Genomic DNA, 17,772 nt, shown 5'->3' on the forward strand with positions numbered 1-17,772 from the left:
TTATTCTTTTAAAAGCGACTGCAAAGATAGTTTGAAAATTGATTCTGACCAACGTTAAACTTTAGTTTTATTACAATGCAGGGATTTACTACTTAACATGTCGCAAACACGACTACTCATTCTAGTAAGACCTTAAAGCTTTTATTATTATAAATCAACAAAGTTTCTTTGGTCTAAAAATCATTATACCAATTAAATAAATCCGTACGTATTCCAATACTAAACCAAAGCGTATTAGAGTCTTTTGTTGCTGCTGTGATAGCATCTGGATTAAAATCTCGGTAAATTATATTTGTAAACAATTTTAAATTGGTAGCAGGATTTAATAAATAACCCGCTTGTATCTCAGTCATAAAACTATTGGTTTTATTTCCTTGACCAATTTTTATTCCGGTATCAGCATTCCGATCATTATAATCTCTATAAATATCACCACCATAAGAAAAACTGTCTTCATCAGTATTAAAATCGAAACCACGTTGCCCAATTATAAATTTTGCATCACCAAACCATCGTTTGTAATTATAACGACCTATTAATACTAATTCTTTAAAATTGGCTCCCCAGAGGTGTGCCATTGGCTGATTAAAACTAGCATAATTAAGAACCTGCGTGTTATGTGAATAGGTATAAGGCCGCACTTGATTATACTCTGCCTGAAGCAATAAATCATCAACCTCAAACGCATTAAAGTATTTCACACCTATTTGATAACCAAATTTATTCTTCCAGCTTTTATCACCAGCTTTCACATCACTTAAAGAGAATTCATCTAAAATAAATTGGCCATAAAGGTTTACTTTATTGTTCCATTTGTATTTAGAAGAAAGCCCCATTATAGCATTACCAGCTCCCTGACCTGTTTGAAATTCAATAGCTCTAAAAAAGATAATAGGATTTAAATAATTAACATCAAAGCCTCTACCGTTAGTATCTGACCACACAACAGATTCAAAAAAACCAATATTTAAGCGCTTAGAAACATTCCAACTTAAATAATGATTAGCCATATACTTCGTTAAAAAGGCCTTGTCCTCTACTACTTCATCTCTAACATCCTTTAACCACATCCAAGTACTAGTATATTTAATCTTCCAAAACGTCGCATTTAATTTTAAGAATGGATAAGGACTTGAAACGTCACTTTGTAACAAGGAACGGTAACCATCTCCTATAAAGTTTTTACCATGACCAAATTGAATATTTAAAAAATCTGCAGGTGTATAAGACAAATAGGCTTCTGACACTGGATAATCATAAGAATTGTCTTTGAATCTTTTGGCAATACCACGACCAGGAATAATGGCCGGATCGGACCAAAGGCTTTTAAGCTTTCTGAAAATTGATTAAAATAATCTGCAAAACGCCCTTGACTCTCATATACTGAAGCGGTTAAATTAAAACGTTTCCCTAAACCCGCTTGTATAAAAACACCACGCGTATTATTCCAAGTAGAACTAAAATCGGCTTCGGTATCTTTACCCACTTGTAAATCTAAAATAGGATCTACGGTAAACCAATAATCTTTAGTTTGTATTTCTACTAAATGTTCATTAAAGACTTTTCTACCAATCCATGTATCCGTATCTTTTGCTAAGCTTTCCTTTTCAGCCTTTATATCGTAATATCTAGCGACATCACTATAGACAAAAGGTTTTGCCGCCGTGTGACTATTAGTACCAATAGCGTTCATTTCATCATCAAAACGCGCATAATAAGAATGTGTAAACGGAATATTTAATTCACTATCGTATTCTAATTTTTCATAAGGTTGTAAGTCTTTTTCAATGCGATCAAACTCATTAGACAATGTTGCATTAAGACTATCCGATTGAGTGAGTTTAACCGCATTTGTTAACTTCACACTATAATCTTCTGGTTTAACTAACGGAATAGCAATACTAATACTGTATTGAACAAATGTTGGGTTTCCATTATAGGTTGCTGGTTGAATTTTAGGAAGTAAATCAAAAACACGTTTACTTTCTACTTTTAATTCTTCATAAATGGCATCTGTATAGATCGTTTCAAATTCCCCCTCTTTATTAACTTCAAACAATACCTTAACGTTACCTACATAAGCCTCATCTAATACAATTTGCGGTATTTCAAAATGTTCGTAAATAAAAGTATTTAGGGTAAAATTAAAACAAGATTTTAACTGATCTACAGCTACAGAATCACATTCCTTAAAGACTGGAGATTTTTCATAAGACGATAATGTTTGAGCATAACCAAATGTGGTTGTTAACAGAATAGCAAATAGTACAATGCGCTTCATAAAGGACTAATATTTTAATGTGCGAAAGATACTTATTTTTTTTAGTAACCTTGAAATCAAATGACGCATAAAAAAACCGTTACTCTAAGAATAACGGCCCTATTATAAACTTACCTATAGTATTTCTAATTTCTTACATCGAAAACAATAGGCAAAGTATAGATAACCCCTACTGGAACTTGACGCTGTAAGCCTGGTTCCATTTTAGGAATTTTATTAATCACACGATTAGCTTCTTTCTCTAAAGCTGGATGTGGTCCTCTAGTCTTGATATCTCTAACATTACCAAATTTATCAATTGTAAATTGTGTATAGATTCTTTGTTTACCAGATATCCCATAATTAGATCCAATACCGACATTAAACTTATTCCAAATTAATTTGGTGATTTTATCCGACATACATTTTTTACGATCCTTATTTGTGTTATACTTCTCACAACCTGGGTATACTGGAACTTTTTCAATTAAAGTAAATGGCACAAAGACATCGGCATCTTCAGGGTCTTCAGTATCTGGAAGACTACTAGGCACAAACGGCTTAGCAACAGGCTTTCGTTCTTCTGGACTAATAATTTTATGCTCTACCTCGTTTTTATCATTCTCCACTTCCTTATATTTTTCAATTAAAGTGGTACTCCTTTCTATTTTGGGTTCCGGCTTTTGAGGTTGAATTACCTCTGGAACTACAGCAGAAACAACATCAATGAGCGCTAATTCATTCTGCTCTGGAATATCAAAGTTTAGTTTCTTTTCTTGAAACTGCATTTCAAAAAGTGCATATGTCCCTAACAAACAAAGAATCAATCCAATTTGAAAATAAAGGCTTGAGTTTTTTTGTAAATTTGCATCATGCTTTTGTGATTTCCTTACTTCAGTTGTGCTCTGACCAGCAAAACCGAAGTCATTTTTAGAGTTTTTCATAATATCTATGATTTAAATGTTAATATTATGTCAAAGTCACAATAAGCATACCAAAAACGAAAATCCCGCTCAATTAATTTTGAACGGGATTTTTAAATAAGAATTATTTCTTTTTATGTCTTAATCTTGTACTTGGAATACGATAGGAATAGAGAATGGCATTACTACGGCCTTACCTCTTTGTTTCCCTGGTTTCATTTTAGGTAATTGACCTATAACGCGTTTAGCTTCTTTTTCTAATCCTGGGTGTGGACCACGAGCTATAATATTTGTAATATTACCAGATTTATCAACTTTAAACTGAACAAATATTCTCTTTTTCCCTGGAGGCAATCCTAAATCACCAGCCAAATCTGTATTAAATTTTTTACCTATGAATTTGTTAACCTTTTCGTTCATACAGGCTTTTTTAGCTGCATTCCCTTTTTCTTTTTCACAACCTGGAAAAACAGCCACATTTTCAATAACTGAGAATGGTACCTCTAAGTCTTCTTCCACTTCTTCCACTTCAACATCTTCAACTTCCGCAATTTCTGTTTCCATTTCAGTTTCAGTTGACTCTATCACGGTTTCCTCTACCTCTTCTTCATCTTCAACTACTTCAATAATTTCAGGTGCTGCTGGTGGCGGTGGTGGTGGTGGTGGTGGAGTTACAATTTGTTCTGTAATTGGCACTTCTTCTTCCAATTCATCATCTAAATTTAATGAATCAGCAATAACATCCACTTTATCATATGTTTTATAATTGATCGCCATGTAGCTTATCCCCATCATTAAGGCAAGACCAACAGCAAAAAACAGCGAACTGTTTCTACTTACATCTGATTTCAGATTCTTTTTAGGTTCCATAATATAATTTTTTAATACAACATCGCTAATTTAACTAAATAATAGTAAAACAAACAAGGCTTTGGGTTAATTTAATTTAGATATATTTATTTTACTTGCAATTAGCGTACCAAAAATAGCTCCAATACTATTTGCTATTAAATCATACGTATCATAGGTTCTATTAGGATTAACAAAATATTGTAACAATTCTAACACAAAACCAACAAAAATTGCTGCAAAACAAACGATATAAATTAATCGAATCTTTTTAAGAGGTTTAACATAAAGCGTCCATAATACTGTTAAACTAAAATAAGCAACGATATGATAGATCTTATCATCAAATGAAGATCCTAAACTTGGCACCCCATTTAAGGTAATTAAACTCGCTATAACCAATGTCAACGTATAAATTATTGACACTAGTAAAAGCATTTTTCTAAGCACTTATAAGGGCTTTATAATCTTCAGCAGATAACAGATTTTCTATTTGAGATGCATCCGAAAACTTTAATTTAATCATCCAGCCTTTACCATAAGGATCTGAATTTACACTTTCAGGCTCATCTTCTAAACCGTCATTAAATTCAACAATCTCTCCTGATAATGGTAAAAACAAATCTGAAACTGTTTTAACAGCTTCAACCGTACCAAAGACTTCTTCAGCGTCTAATGTTTCATCTAAAGTGTCTACTTCTACATAAACAATATCACCTAATTCGCTTTGCGCAAAATCGGTAATTCCAATTGTAGCGATATCTCCTTCAATTTTGACCCATTCGTGGTCTTTAGTGTACTTTAATTCTGATGGTGTATTCATCTTTAATTTGATATATTATTAATAAAGCAAATGTAAATTTTTAATAGCTTGAATTCAAACTTAATTGCCAAAATTATAACGTAAGGTAATCCCGGATATTAAAGAGGTTTGTGGAAATGACGTTGAAATCGCAAATTCTGAGAACGTATAATCAAAATAGAAAATGGCTGTTAAGTTTTTACTGAACGCATAATCAGCATTGTATTTAAGTCCCCAAATAGTTTGACCTGCCGTAATTTGATTATTTTCTAAATCCAAATATCTTATAATCGTTTTATTATCGCGTACCGTAACATCTAAGCTCATATTTAAATCTGCTACAACTTGTTGCCTTGGGCCAGCTAACTGTGATCTAATTCTTAAATCTTTAAAACGGTACCCTAAACCAAGGGTATACTCTTTACCTTGAATTTCGGTCATTAAATTATTATCAAAACTAAGAGACAAGGTTCTGTCTGTTTTAACCTCTGCTAAGACCTTAACCGAATTTTTCATTTCAAAATCTAAACGCACTAGCGGACTAAATTGCTCTTCTAAATTAATATTACTAAATAGCGTTCTGTTTTTTAAATTTCCATTTAAATCTTGATTTTCAGTATTCACTGAACCTATACCCGTGCTTGAATCAACAACCAAATTATCTATTGAACTATCATAATCTAAATTAGTTCTAAACTGGTTTATAGTATAACGAGACTTATAACCATGTTGCACTGAAAACCGCTTAAAGGTTCTTTTAAACCAAGGCAATTTCATTAAACCTGTATATTTTAAAGTCCAGTTTGGAATCGGGATATCTCTAAATGCACTCGTACTTACTTTCTCTGGATCGGAACCTTGGTAAGCTGATAAGAACGCAGGTAATAATACACGCTGGCTATTTTTACCAAACCCTTCCGGGTAACCATCGGCATCTGTATTAAAAGGTGTTGACCCATAAAATTCTTTAGCTAATCTATTAGCAATAACTAAACGGTTAGCTCTAAAATCATTAAAAGCAGCGGATTCATTTTCGTCACTTTTACTAAATGCAGTTTTAATTAATGCAGTTGAAATCATAAAATTCCCGAACGAATTCGTGATTAAATCCTCATAAGTATCACTTAAGCCATCACCATCATTATCTAATGCTATAAAACTTTCTGAAATATTTTTAGCATAGGTTCTGTTCCCTGTTAAATCGATTTTTAAATCGCGCATTGGTTCAATGTTAACAGAATAATCTAATGCTTTATTCTCTACTTCAGTATATTGTTGATTAAAATTCCCAAACGTCGTTAACCATCCATTTCCTGCTGACAAATCCCTAATATCACTCTGACTACCAAAAGTATACCCTAGCGTTGGTTTTAAAGTCCCAATAAAGCCTGGTGTTGGTAAATAACCTGGCAAATACGTACCATTATTTTCGGAATAGTTAAACTGAATACGTTTTACCATCGTAGCCACATCGATTAACGTATTGTAAGCTTTTTTACCTGTACTTAATTTATTAGGATCCGCTTTTCCGTCTTTCTTATCAGATGCGTCTGGTGTTGCAGAACGTCTAGATACTGCAGGAGCTCTAGTTCTGCCCCTACCTTTTTGATTCCCTGTTTTAACTAACCCTAAGGTTTTATACAAGGTTTCCATATTAAGACTCGTATTAATATTGTGGGAGTTTGAGTTCTGAATAGAATTTCCTAAATCATAGGTGTTATAAACCCCTGGATTATCAGGATCTTCTACTTGCAATCCGGTATTTAAATCTGATCCTTTTTGCCATTGAAATGCACCATTATAAGCATACGTGGTTCTTAAGAAGCTTAAAACCGGTATTTTGTATAGTGGCAATTCATAATTCACCTGAAGTTGTTGTGTCTGATAATTAGGATCACCAAAATCAAAGAAACCATCCCAAACATCGAGCTCTGGATCTTGTAATCCATTGATACGATCATCAATAAAATAATTACGAACAATATTAGTATTAGCTGCTGAAAAGTTCAAACTCAAAGCGTCCGTAAGATTATAGTTTATTGTATACTGAAAATCGAATGTATAATTCCTTCTATATAATTCCTCAATACCAATATTACCCTCACCTAATTCTACTTCTCTAAATTTTTGTCTATTAAACTGTCTATTAATATCGGTATTAACAGAAAAACTAGATGGTAATAGGTTAAGGTTGAAATCTTTTAATATTTTCCAATTTTTACCAGTGAATAACGAATCGTTCTTTTTAAATGGTTCGTATTTTAAAGGTTCAAATGCGTAATTATAATTGGCACCTGCTCTTACCGTTTGCTCTAAGGCACTTTCAATTTCAAAATCACGATGTTCTACTTTATTATAAGAATAATTTAACGTTAGATTTTCTACATCGTAAACACGACTTTTAGAATCTCCCGTTTTTTGTTTTCTTACTCCAATAAAATTAATGCTTTTTCGTTTTGTATAATCTTCCGATTGCTCTCGTATACGATCTTCTTCGGCACTAGAGCTTGCCGCGTCTAAACGAGAATCTAATGTAAGGTCATTATAATATTGATCGAATTTTGGAGTGACCATCTCTTCACTTTGCGCATAGTTAAATGGCAATTGAACTCCCCATTTTTTCGGTAATAATTGTCCTAATTGCACGTTAGTAACAACATCGTATTGCGCTACATCTTCTAAACTTCGTTCACTTGGGCCTTGTTCAATACCACCAAAACCTATTGTACTACGTCTTCCTGTAGCACTAATATTTGCAAAATCTGCAATCTTGGTATCCATACTTAATACAGCTGCCCAGCCTCCTTCATTGTCCATGTCTGACATACGTAGTTCATTAAACCAAAATTCACCACATGAACTCATGCCCGTAGAACCCGAGTTTTTAACACCGACCATTAACACCCTAATATCCCCAAAGTTTGGGTTTCCTTTAATTGCAATACGTTGTTGTTTTTGAGTCCCAACAATATCATTATATGGAGCATTTAAAGTTGTTAAAGCCGTTTCGTCAAGCACACCATCTACCACATTGTAAAATGTAGGGTCTTCATTACTTAAAGTCCCAGCAGAAATACCAAGTGCTTTAATTTTTTGTAAAAACTCTAAAGGAATATTTATTTCATTCTGCTCTGGCCAAACACGTTCTCTAGAACTTCCTTCTGCATCAGAAGAAGGTAATAATGGTACTTCTATTTGGTAATAATTCTGAGTAAAATCACTACCCATTCTTATAAATGCAATCATTTCGCCGGGTTCTAGCATAGAGCCTTCTTGAGCTTCTGCGTGTGTAAACATTCGTAGTTTTTTATACTGACGCATATCTACATTAATATTTTTATACACTCCACGCGAATCTGTTGGTATTAAGTCACAAGCTTGAAGCACTAACGATTGTTCGTTCTGCCTTACAATAGTATTATTGTTATTTAGCTCTTCTTGCTCAACTCCTGGTGGACGTTCATAGCCAGCATTAGCTTGTACACCAACAACACCTACATTAAATTCGGCATTCGTACTATTATTAGTATCATCATTATCTAAATCTAACGTATAACGTCTCCAATCACTACGTACCAAATCTAAGGTCGCAAAACGCAAAACGGTATTCTGTGTAAAATCTGAAACATACAATCTTGCAAATCGAATAGAACGAATATCAGAGATACCTCCGACGGCTTCACGAATATCACTTTCCGCAATTGGAATTCTAAATTGATACCATTTAATATCATTTCTAACTTCACCATTAGGTAAAGTCACCTGAACATTTTCCTTTATATCATTAATATAAGGATTGTCTATATTTAAACTCGACGGTGTAATATCGATTTCATACTCAAAATAACTATCAATAGTATTCATTGTGTTATCTCTATTGATATCTTCGACGTCTGGTTGCGTTGTAGAACCTCTATTGGTATCAGTAAAAGTCTCCGGGGAATTACCTTCAACACCGTTATATTTTTTATAACGATTAAAAATATCTCCATCTCTATTTAAGTAATATTGGTAATTATCATTTGATGGATCCTCTCCAAATTGCGCTCCAAATTCTAATATTTCTTCGGCATCATTAAAACCATCAAAACCAACATCTTGATTTGTACGTTCTGCCCCCGTAGTTCCAAACGTATATATTAACGATTGGTTTTGTGGTACCACACCACCAAAATCAGTTCGTTCTAACGTTGATACATCTCCATTTTCAGGTAAACCATTTTCAAATTGTTTTTTACCATCCTTTAAAATATCTTCTGAAATATTACCAAGATTCACAAATAGCTTACCTCCTGTGTTAGATGGGTTATCTAAAAATGGATCTTGTACCCAAAACTCAATATATTCTACATTAGCTTGCTCAAAATCAGTAGATGTAATTTGTCTTGTAATCCCTGCCCAACTTTTTGTTGGATCTAAAGGATTACCATTAGCTACTGCTGGATCAAAGTTATAAGGTCCACGTTCCGTTGGGTAATATGCTAAATCTAAGGTGTTAATCACAGAAGATTGCCCTTGAACAATATCTTGATTAAAAATTTCTTCAATAAAAATACGACGTGTATATAAATCTGAAACATCGTCATCAGAAATCCCACTTGGTCGTTGGTTACTATAAAAAATCGGGTCAATTGTATACCAGTTTAACAATGCTCTACCATAACCGTTTTCAATACCATTGGCATCGCTTCCAGGGATATTGTTTGGTAAATTTACTGGTCGACTCGATAAGGTCCAAGATAAAGGACTTAATAAATTAATGGCTCCTTGGGTACCTTCAAAATCATCAATATAAGCTGTGGCTTCACCGTCAAAATCGGCTCCACTAGACGCACCTGGTAATAAATAAGCAAATTCACCTCTTAACGAAAGGTTAGACGGTACATCAGTATCTATATTTGGCAATTTATTAACTAAACGCGTTAAAAACGGAACCTCTGTTGAATAATTTCCATTAAAACCAAAAATGGTATTATTAATAGGCTCTGAATTAAAATTAGCCTTTTGTGTTATTGGTCGTTCATTAAGATTTAATAAAGTTGCACCTAAAACAAAGTTTTCGTTGAATTGGTGCTCTACATTAATTCCTGTAAAACGTTTTGTTTGTTGTCCAAAAACGGCATTATTTTCAACTGAAACATTAATTGGTGTATTTGATGCTTTTAAAGCTTCATCTAAAATCTCTACACGTCCTAACTGGTAATTTACGGTATAATCTACACCTTCTACAAGTTGGCGTCCACCTGCAGTAACTCTAACCGAACCTCTTGGTACATTAAACGCGCCAATAGGAATACCACTATCCCCTCCACTACTCTTAAACCGTCCTTTTATTTGGAATTTATTCTTATCCGCTTCATCTAAAGCTGCCGTTTTTGTTGATTTGTAAAGTAAATCGTAAACATATTTTTCTTGATTTGGATTGGTATAGATTGTTGCATCATAATTTCCTGGGTTAGAGGGGTCATCTAAGACATCAAATAAATAACGACCAAACGGTTCTGTTTTAGTAAAAATAATTTTTCCGTTTTGCGACAGAACTGTAATACCTTCTACATAATCAAAGAAACCATCACCCCGTTCTTGTGGATCATTATTAAAGTTTAATCGGTCTAAGTGAAACAACCGTATTAATGGAGTTTCGCTTATTTCCGTATCATCATCCGTATTAGGTGTGTTGTTATCAAACGTCGGAAAAGGCACCTCTACACCTCCAACAACAACTGGTTTTATATAATTAACAGCAGAGGCTTCTGTATAAAAAATATTTAATTTAAAATCCTCTTGATCGAGTTGAAAAGCACCAGTATCGTAAATGTTTTTCATCATTAAATCCCAAATAGGTTGGTCTACTGAAGTGACCGCACTTTTAAGCATTTTTAAAACTAAACTCTGATTACTTACAACCTGACTACCAGAAGTGTCATCTACAGCCGTTGCATCTACACCATCATTTGCAAATTCACCAACTTGATAAACTTGTCCTCCAATAGTATATTGAAACGCCACTGCTAAAACTTCATCATTAAGCAAACGTTGACTTAAAGAAATATATCCTAATTTGTCATTTAAAACATACTCTTGTCCTTCAACAAGTTTTCTTGCAGATTCTAACTTACCATAATCAAAACCTTCGTTAATACTGACATTAACTCCCCCTTGAATGTTAGTTATATTTCTAACCCCCTCCGTTAATAGCGAGCCTGGACCTCCAATGTTTGTAGGGTCAAAATCATTGTTTTTATTATTAGGTTTTGCTCCTGGATTATTCACAAAGCCAGGAGGTATTGGGTTTAGTCCTATATTATCTGCCGTAGATTCTCCTAAATCTTGAAACGCAACAATGTTCCTAACATTGTCGGTTTGGTTATTTCTATTTGTTACCCAAACTTCTACTCTAGTAATTTGAAGTCCTTGATTATCTATAAAAGGATATTGTAGTAACGATTTATCGTAAGTTTCTCTAAAATATTGTGCTAAAAAGAAGTGTCTATTTTCATCGTAATCTCTTGCAAAGAACTCAAATTCTTCAACCGTACCACCTCCTTCTGCAACTACAGATTTTGATTGCGATTGCTGTTCAGAAAACACCGCTGTAACTCTAGTTTTTCCGAATTGCAATTCAGTTTTAACACCAAACAAACTTTGCGCACCTGTAATTAACGAACTATTGAGAGGCATATTAACGTTACCAACTTCGATTTTACGAATAATATCGTCTTCGGTTGGAGTGTATTCTAACTTAACCACTTGTTGAAAATCGAAAGTAGCTTCGGTATCATAGTTCGCGGTAACCTGAAGTCGTGTTCCTACTTTACCTAATAAGCTTAAACTAATACGTTGGTCAAAATCGAAAGTAAAATTGGTTCGGTTTTTTGGAGAAAACGACGGATTATCTTGTTTTGAGAATAAAACACCCAAATCGACCTCCACAGACCCTTGTGGTATAACATTAATGGTGTTTCCACCAAATATGGTTTCAAACAGACCTGAATTCACATAAAATTCAGGCAATAAATTTTTCTGATCTTCTTCTGAACCTTCTTTTTGCCCGGCTTTAGCATCAGCCATTTTCTTGTAATATGCTTTTAACTTTTCTTGCAATACCAGTTCTTGATATTCATCTGGTGTTAAAATTAAAGGGTAATTAATATTGAAATTTCCTATTTTTTCAGAATAGACATAGCGATCTAAAATCGGATCGTAAGTATATTTTGAAACGATGCTATTTGGGTTAGGCATCTTCAATTTTCCAAAGGCAAACGTTGTCTTCGTAGAATCTTGTTCCGTTTCTTCGGTTTCTTGACCAAAAATAGGGTTACTAATTAGCATTGTAAAAGCTAATATGCAGAAATATCTATAAGAGAAGCGTTGCTTATGTAGAGTTTTATTCAATTGCATTATAAGTTTTTTAGAGCTTCTTTAATAATTTGCTCCACTTGGGCATCTGGTTGGACTTGTAAAATTTTATCGACAACTTTTTCGGATTGTTTTTTATTAAATCCTAAAACATCTAATGCTGATAACGCTTCATCTTTGTGTGTATTGTTTGGTATTGCAGAAAGTTCGTCTATACCATACACTTTTAACACTTTATCCTTTAAATCGATGATAACACGTTGTGCTGTTTTTAAGCCAATACCTTTAACACTTTGAATTAATCCAACATCCCCACCTGCAATGCCTTCTTTTACTTGGTCTGGTGTTAAAGACGACAACATCGTACGCGCCGTATTGGTTCCAATACCACTAACAGAAATTAATAATTTAAAAATTTCACGTTCTACAGTAGAGGAAAAACCATAAAGGCTTTGCGAATCTTCACGAACTTGAAGATACGTATAAAGCCTTAAATGTTCTTTGTCTGGAATTTGAGAATACGTATGTAACGAAATATTAATAAAATAGCCAACACCATTGCAATCTATAACAACGTCTGTTGGATTTTTTTCTACAAGTTTACCCTCTATGTGTGTAATCATTTATAACGAAATGTTAAAAAACCAAATGTAATAAAATTATTTTCATTAGACCGCATAGCGCTATAATATGAAAGCCAGCTCTAATTCTATCCTGTTTTCAATAATTTACTCATTTTTGAGTCTATGATTTAAAACTAATTTTATGCGAATTTATGCTATTTCCTTTCTCGCTCTTGTGCATCAATAACAGCTATGGCCGTCATATTAACAATTTCGTCTACGCTAGCACCCAATTGTAAAATATGAACAGGTTTACGCATTCCCATCATAATTGGACCAATAGATTCTGTATTATTAAGTTCTTTTAATAATTTGTAGGTAATGTTGGCAGCATCTAAATTAGGAAAAATAAGCGTGTTCACCTTACGACCAGCTAATTTTGAAAACGGAAAAATATCTTGAAGCATTTTTTGATTCAGTGCAAAATCCGTTTGTAATTCTCCATCAACCACCATTTCCGGGTGTGCCTTATGTAAATAAGCCACAGCTTCTCTTACTTTTTCTGCTCTTGGATTGTCTGACGACCCAAAGTTAGAATACGAAATCATAGCAGTTACAGACTCTATTCCAAACATTTTTGAAACTCGCGATGTCATTCTCGCTATTTTAGCCAAATCTTTAGCTGTAGGATCAATATTTATAGAGGTATCACTTAAAAACATAGGACCGCGTTGCGTCATCATAACGTTTGTCGTTGCAACTCTTGTAACGCCATCTACCATACCAATTAACTCTAACATTGGTCTTACCACAGAAGGGTAATTACGAGAATATCCTGTAACAAGGGCATCAGCATCTCCTTCATTCACCATCATTGCCGCAAAATAATTACGCTCTCGCATTTTCTTTTCGGAAGAATAAATAGTAACCCCTTGACGTTTTCGTTTTTTCCAATAGGCCTCCGCATATCGGTTTTTACGGTCGGTTTCTTCATCTGATTTAGGATCAATAATTGCCACATCATCGGCAATAAATTCAATCTCTTCCATCAATTCTAAAATGACTTTTTTTCGACCTAAAAGAATAGGATGTGCAATACCTTCTTCGTATGCAATTTGAGCGGCTTTTAAAACATCTAACTGATCGGCTTCTGCAAAAACAACACGTTTTGGATTCGTTTTTGCTCTCCCCATCAACATACGAACCAATTTATTATCTGAACCTAAACGTTCTAATAATGAGTTTCTATAACGATCCCAATCTTCTATAGGTTCTTTAGCGACTCCACTTTCCATTGCGGCTTTAGCTACGGCTGGTGGAACTACAGCGATTAATCTTGGATCAAATGGCTTTGGAATAATGTAATCTTTACCAAAAGTTAATTTTGTTTCCGCATAAGCGATATTCACTTGCTCAGGAACAGATTCTTTGGCTAAATCAGATAAGGCTTTAACGGCTGCCATTTTCATAGCTTCGTTAATTTTTGTTGCTCTAACATCTAAAGCTCCTCTAAAAATAAAAGGAAATCCTAGAACATTGTTAACTTGGTTAGGATGATCACTACGACCAGTTGCCATAATAATATCGTCTCTAGTATCTATTGCTAACTGGTATTTTATTTCCGGATTAGGATTAGCCATAGCAAACACAATTGGGTTTGCGGCCATAGATTTTAACATGTCTGGTGTTACAATATCGGGCTGAGATAAACCAACAAATACATCTGCATTTTGCATAGCTTCATCTAAAGTATCTATTTCGCGGTGGGTTGCAAACTCAGCTTTTTCAGAAGTTAAATTGGTTCTATTATTTCTAATAACCCCTTTACTATCTAACATTACTATGTTTTCTCGCTTTGCTCCAAATGCTTGGTATAAACGAGTACAAGAAATGGCTGCTGCACCAGCACCACTAACTACGATATTAACATCTTGAATATTCTTCTTTGCTATTTCTAAAGCATTTAATAAAGCTGCTGCTGAAATAATTGCAGTTCCATGCTGATCATCGTGCATTACAGGAATATCTAATTCTTCCTTTAAACGACGTTCAATTTCAAATGCTTCAGGTGCTTTAATATCTTCTAAATTAATACCACCAAAGGTTGGTGCTATATGTTTTACCGTTGCAATAAAGGCTTCAATATCTTCAGTATCCACTTCAATATCAAACACATCAATATCCGAAAATATTTTAAATAACAATCCTTTACCTTCCATAACGGGTTTAGAGGCTTCAGGCCCTATATTTCCTAAGCCTAAAACGGCAGTTCCATTAGAAATTACAGCAACTAAATTTCCTTTTGCTGTGTACTTATATACATTTTCAATGTCTTTAGCAATCTCTAAACAAGGCTCAGCAACACCTGGAGAATAAGCTAATGATAAATCGCGCTGTGACGCATACTTTTTAGTAGGTACAACTTTAATCTTGCCTGGAGTAGGTTTGGCGTGATATACTAAGGCTTCTAAACGTTTGCTTTGTTTGCTCATAATTTCAATCAATTGGATATTAAATAAAGTTCATTTAATATAAGCTGCAAATATAAGAAAATGAAAGCTTGTCTGAGATATCATCATTTTTATAAATTAAAGAAGTCCTTTAATAATTTCATCCTTTTTTTACTAAATTGTTCATCTAATATTTGTTAAATGAAAAAAGCACTAGCACTATTAATACTTTTTTTTACCATTAACACCTATGCGCAATCCTTAAAAAAATTCAAACTTATAGATGAAGAGAATGGTAAGGTTATTCCATTTGCCAATATTCTATTTAATGATACCGCACATAAGGGAACTACAACGGATATTGATGGAGTGTTTTATGTAAGCACCGCTATAAAAAAAATCACCATAAGCTATGTCAGTTATGAAACAAAAATCCTGACTATAGAAACTTTAGAAAACAACACAATTACACTTAAACAAGCCATAAATGCGTTAGATGAAGTGGTTATTGACAGGGAAAACCCAGCACATCGTATTATTAGATTAGCAATTGCCAATAAGACACTTAACAATCCTGAAAATTTAAATTCCTTCACCTATAAGTCCTATGATAAGGTTTTTGCAGATATTAATGAAGATCAACCTTTAAATGATTCTCTTAAGGATGTTAGTTCGTTTTTTAAGGATTCTTATATTTTTATTACTGAAACTATAGCGAAGCATAAATATTTAAAACCGCGATTTACTGAAGATAGTGTTATTGCAAGAAGAACTTCAGGGTTTAAAAGTCCTAATTTTGCTGTATTAGCCAATAGTTTACAACCTTTTTCATTTTACGACGACTATATTTCCCTTTTTGAAACCAACTATCTTAATCCCATTTCTAAAGGGAGCACCAAGAAGTATAAATTCAGACTAAAAAATGAATATCTAAAAGGAAAAGACACCGTTTTTGTGATTTCGTTTGAACCTAAAGCTCATCGCAATTTTGAAGGTTTAGAAGGTTTACTTTACATCAATTCTAATCAATATGCTGTAGAGAGTGTTGATGCCAGCACATACAATTCAGGAAAAATAGATTTTACCATTCAACAGAAATATAAATTTATAGATAATAAATATTGGTTTCCTGAACAGTTAAATTTCGTCATTATTCTAGGGGAAGGTTTTGGTAGTTTTAAATATGTTGGAAAAAGTTATTTGTCTGAAATTATAACAAACCCTCCATTACAAAAGAAAGATTTTCCATTAGTTGCACTCACCATACCTGATAAGGTTGAAGGTAGACATTCGCCATATTGGGATCAATACAGAAAAGCTCCCTTAGACATCAAAGAACAACGTACCTATGTTTTGATAGACAGTATTGGGGAAGACATAAAATTAGACAAATTTTTAAAATGGGCTCCAAGTTTGGCTAAATGGAGAATCCCATTAAAGTATGTTGATCTCGACCTAAAACACCTAATTAGGTATAATAAATACGAAGGCACAAGATTAGGGCTGGGACTTTATACCAATGATGCTGTGTTTAAACACGTTTCTATTGGTGGCTATGGCGCTTATGGATTTAAAGACCATACTTGGAAATATGGAGGAGAGATTTTGGTCGATATTCCTGGTGAAAAAGATATTTCAGTAAATCTAAAATATAGAAATGATTTACGAGAAACAGGAAGCTATTCTGGAAATACTGTTGATAATCCTTTTGTTCAACGCAGTTGGATTGCAAGTCAAATGGATGCCATTGAAAGCTTTAGTATTCATACAGATATGAAACTATTGCGAAATATTAATTGGAATTTAGGCTTTAATACGGCAAATGTAACTCCGCTTTACAGCTATCAATTTACAAACAATGGATTACCAATAACCACGTATACCAATTCTGAAATTAATATTGGTATTGGCTATCATGTTAATGAACAGTTGGTAAAAACCTTTGGTATTACAACAAGAATCCCTAGTGACGCTCCTGTTTTTAATCTTATCTATTCAAGAGGATTAAAAGGTACATTTGATAGCGATTTTAGCTATAACAAATTACGTTTTACTTTAGACCATAGCTTTATAACTAAAGGACTTGGAAAAACAACATACCGATTAGACATAGGCTATATAGATACTGCACTCCCTTATGGCTTGCTTTTTACAGGTGAAGGTACTTTAGATAAGAATACTCCATTTGTGGTGAAAAATTATTTTCAAACCGTAACACCTTATGAGTTTTTATCGGATCGTTATGCGCACTTATTCACAACACATAATTTTGGAAGATTATTTAATAACAAAGGTTCATTTCAACCTGATGTTTTACTCTATAATAATTTGGGTATCGGAAGCTTAGACCATATTGCATATCATCAAAATATCGAATTCAAAACCAAAGATGCGTTGTTTTTAGAAACAGGACTAGAGCTTCAAAATATTATTAAAATTCCTTATTTAAACATTGGTTACTTAGGAATTGGAGTTGGTGCTTTCTATCGCTATGGTTACCATAATCTCGAAAATTCTAGTGATAATTTTGCTTTTAAATATTCTATGGGCTTTACATTTAAGTAAA

At 33.6% G+C, this 17,772-nt stretch carries 10 protein-coding genes; 1 reads left to right on the forward strand and 9 read right to left on the reverse strand.

Features of this window, described 5'->3' with window-relative positions; all coding sequences use genetic code 11:
- Positions 1–173 precede the first annotated feature (173 nt).
- The 9 genes from ACXGSQ_RS01125 to ACXGSQ_RS01165 form a co-directional block, all read right to left on the reverse strand.
- On the reverse strand, positions 174–1,247 hold the full coding sequence (locus ACXGSQ_RS01125) for a hypothetical protein (protein WP_458627816.1): 1,074 nt from the start codon (positions 1,245–1,247) through the stop codon (positions 174–176).
- A complete protein-coding gene (locus ACXGSQ_RS01130; RefSeq protein ID WP_458627817.1) occupies positions 1,205–2,281 on the reverse strand; it encodes a hypothetical protein in 1,077 nt (358 codons plus the stop codon). The genes ACXGSQ_RS01125 and ACXGSQ_RS01130 overlap by 43 nt, the downstream gene beginning before the upstream one ends.
- Before the next feature lie 125 nt (positions 2,282–2,406).
- Positions 2,407–3,204, reverse strand: a complete 798-nt coding sequence (locus ACXGSQ_RS01135; protein ID WP_458627818.1) for an energy transducer TonB — start codon at positions 3,202–3,204, stop codon at positions 2,407–2,409.
- A 120-nt stretch (positions 3,205–3,324) separates the two neighbouring features.
- A complete protein-coding gene (locus ACXGSQ_RS01140) occupies positions 3,325–4,053 on the reverse strand; it encodes an energy transducer TonB (protein WP_458627819.1) in 729 nt (242 codons plus the stop codon).
- A 66-nt stretch (positions 4,054–4,119) separates the two neighbouring features.
- Complete coding sequence (locus ACXGSQ_RS01145) at positions 4,120–4,458, reverse strand: VanZ family protein (protein ID WP_458627820.1); 339 nt, start codon at positions 4,456–4,458, stop codon at positions 4,120–4,122.
- A gap of 16 nt (positions 4,459–4,474) precedes the next feature.
- On the reverse strand, positions 4,475–4,855 hold the full coding sequence (gene gcvH, locus ACXGSQ_RS01150) for a glycine cleavage system protein GcvH (RefSeq protein ID WP_458627821.1): 381 nt from the start codon (positions 4,853–4,855) through the stop codon (positions 4,475–4,477).
- A 60-nt stretch (positions 4,856–4,915) separates the two neighbouring features.
- Positions 4,916–12,235, reverse strand: coding sequence for a T9SS outer membrane translocon Sov/SprA (gene sov, locus ACXGSQ_RS01155; protein WP_458627822.1), 7,320 nt, complete (start codon positions 12,233–12,235; stop codon positions 4,916–4,918).
- A complete protein-coding gene (gene ruvA / locus ACXGSQ_RS01160) occupies positions 12,235–12,816 on the reverse strand; it encodes a Holliday junction branch migration protein RuvA (protein ID WP_458627823.1) in 582 nt (193 codons plus the stop codon). The genes sov and ruvA overlap by 1 nt, the downstream gene beginning before the upstream one ends.
- 155 nt (positions 12,817–12,971) lie before the next feature.
- The gene (locus ACXGSQ_RS01165; protein WP_458627824.1) at positions 12,972–15,248 is read right to left on the reverse strand and encodes an NADP-dependent malic enzyme; all 2,277 of its coding nucleotides are present in this window, start codon (positions 15,246–15,248) and stop codon (positions 12,972–12,974) included.
- 159 nt (positions 15,249–15,407) lie between these two features.
- On the opposite strand from ACXGSQ_RS01165, the gene ACXGSQ_RS01170 reads away from it, so the two are divergent.
- Positions 15,408–17,771, forward strand: coding sequence for a DUF5686 family protein (locus ACXGSQ_RS01170; protein WP_458627825.1), 2,364 nt, complete (start codon positions 15,408–15,410; stop codon positions 17,769–17,771).
- Position 17,772 lies beyond the last annotated feature (1 nt).

This window comes from Winogradskyella sp. PC D3.3 (genome assembly GCF_054366245.1).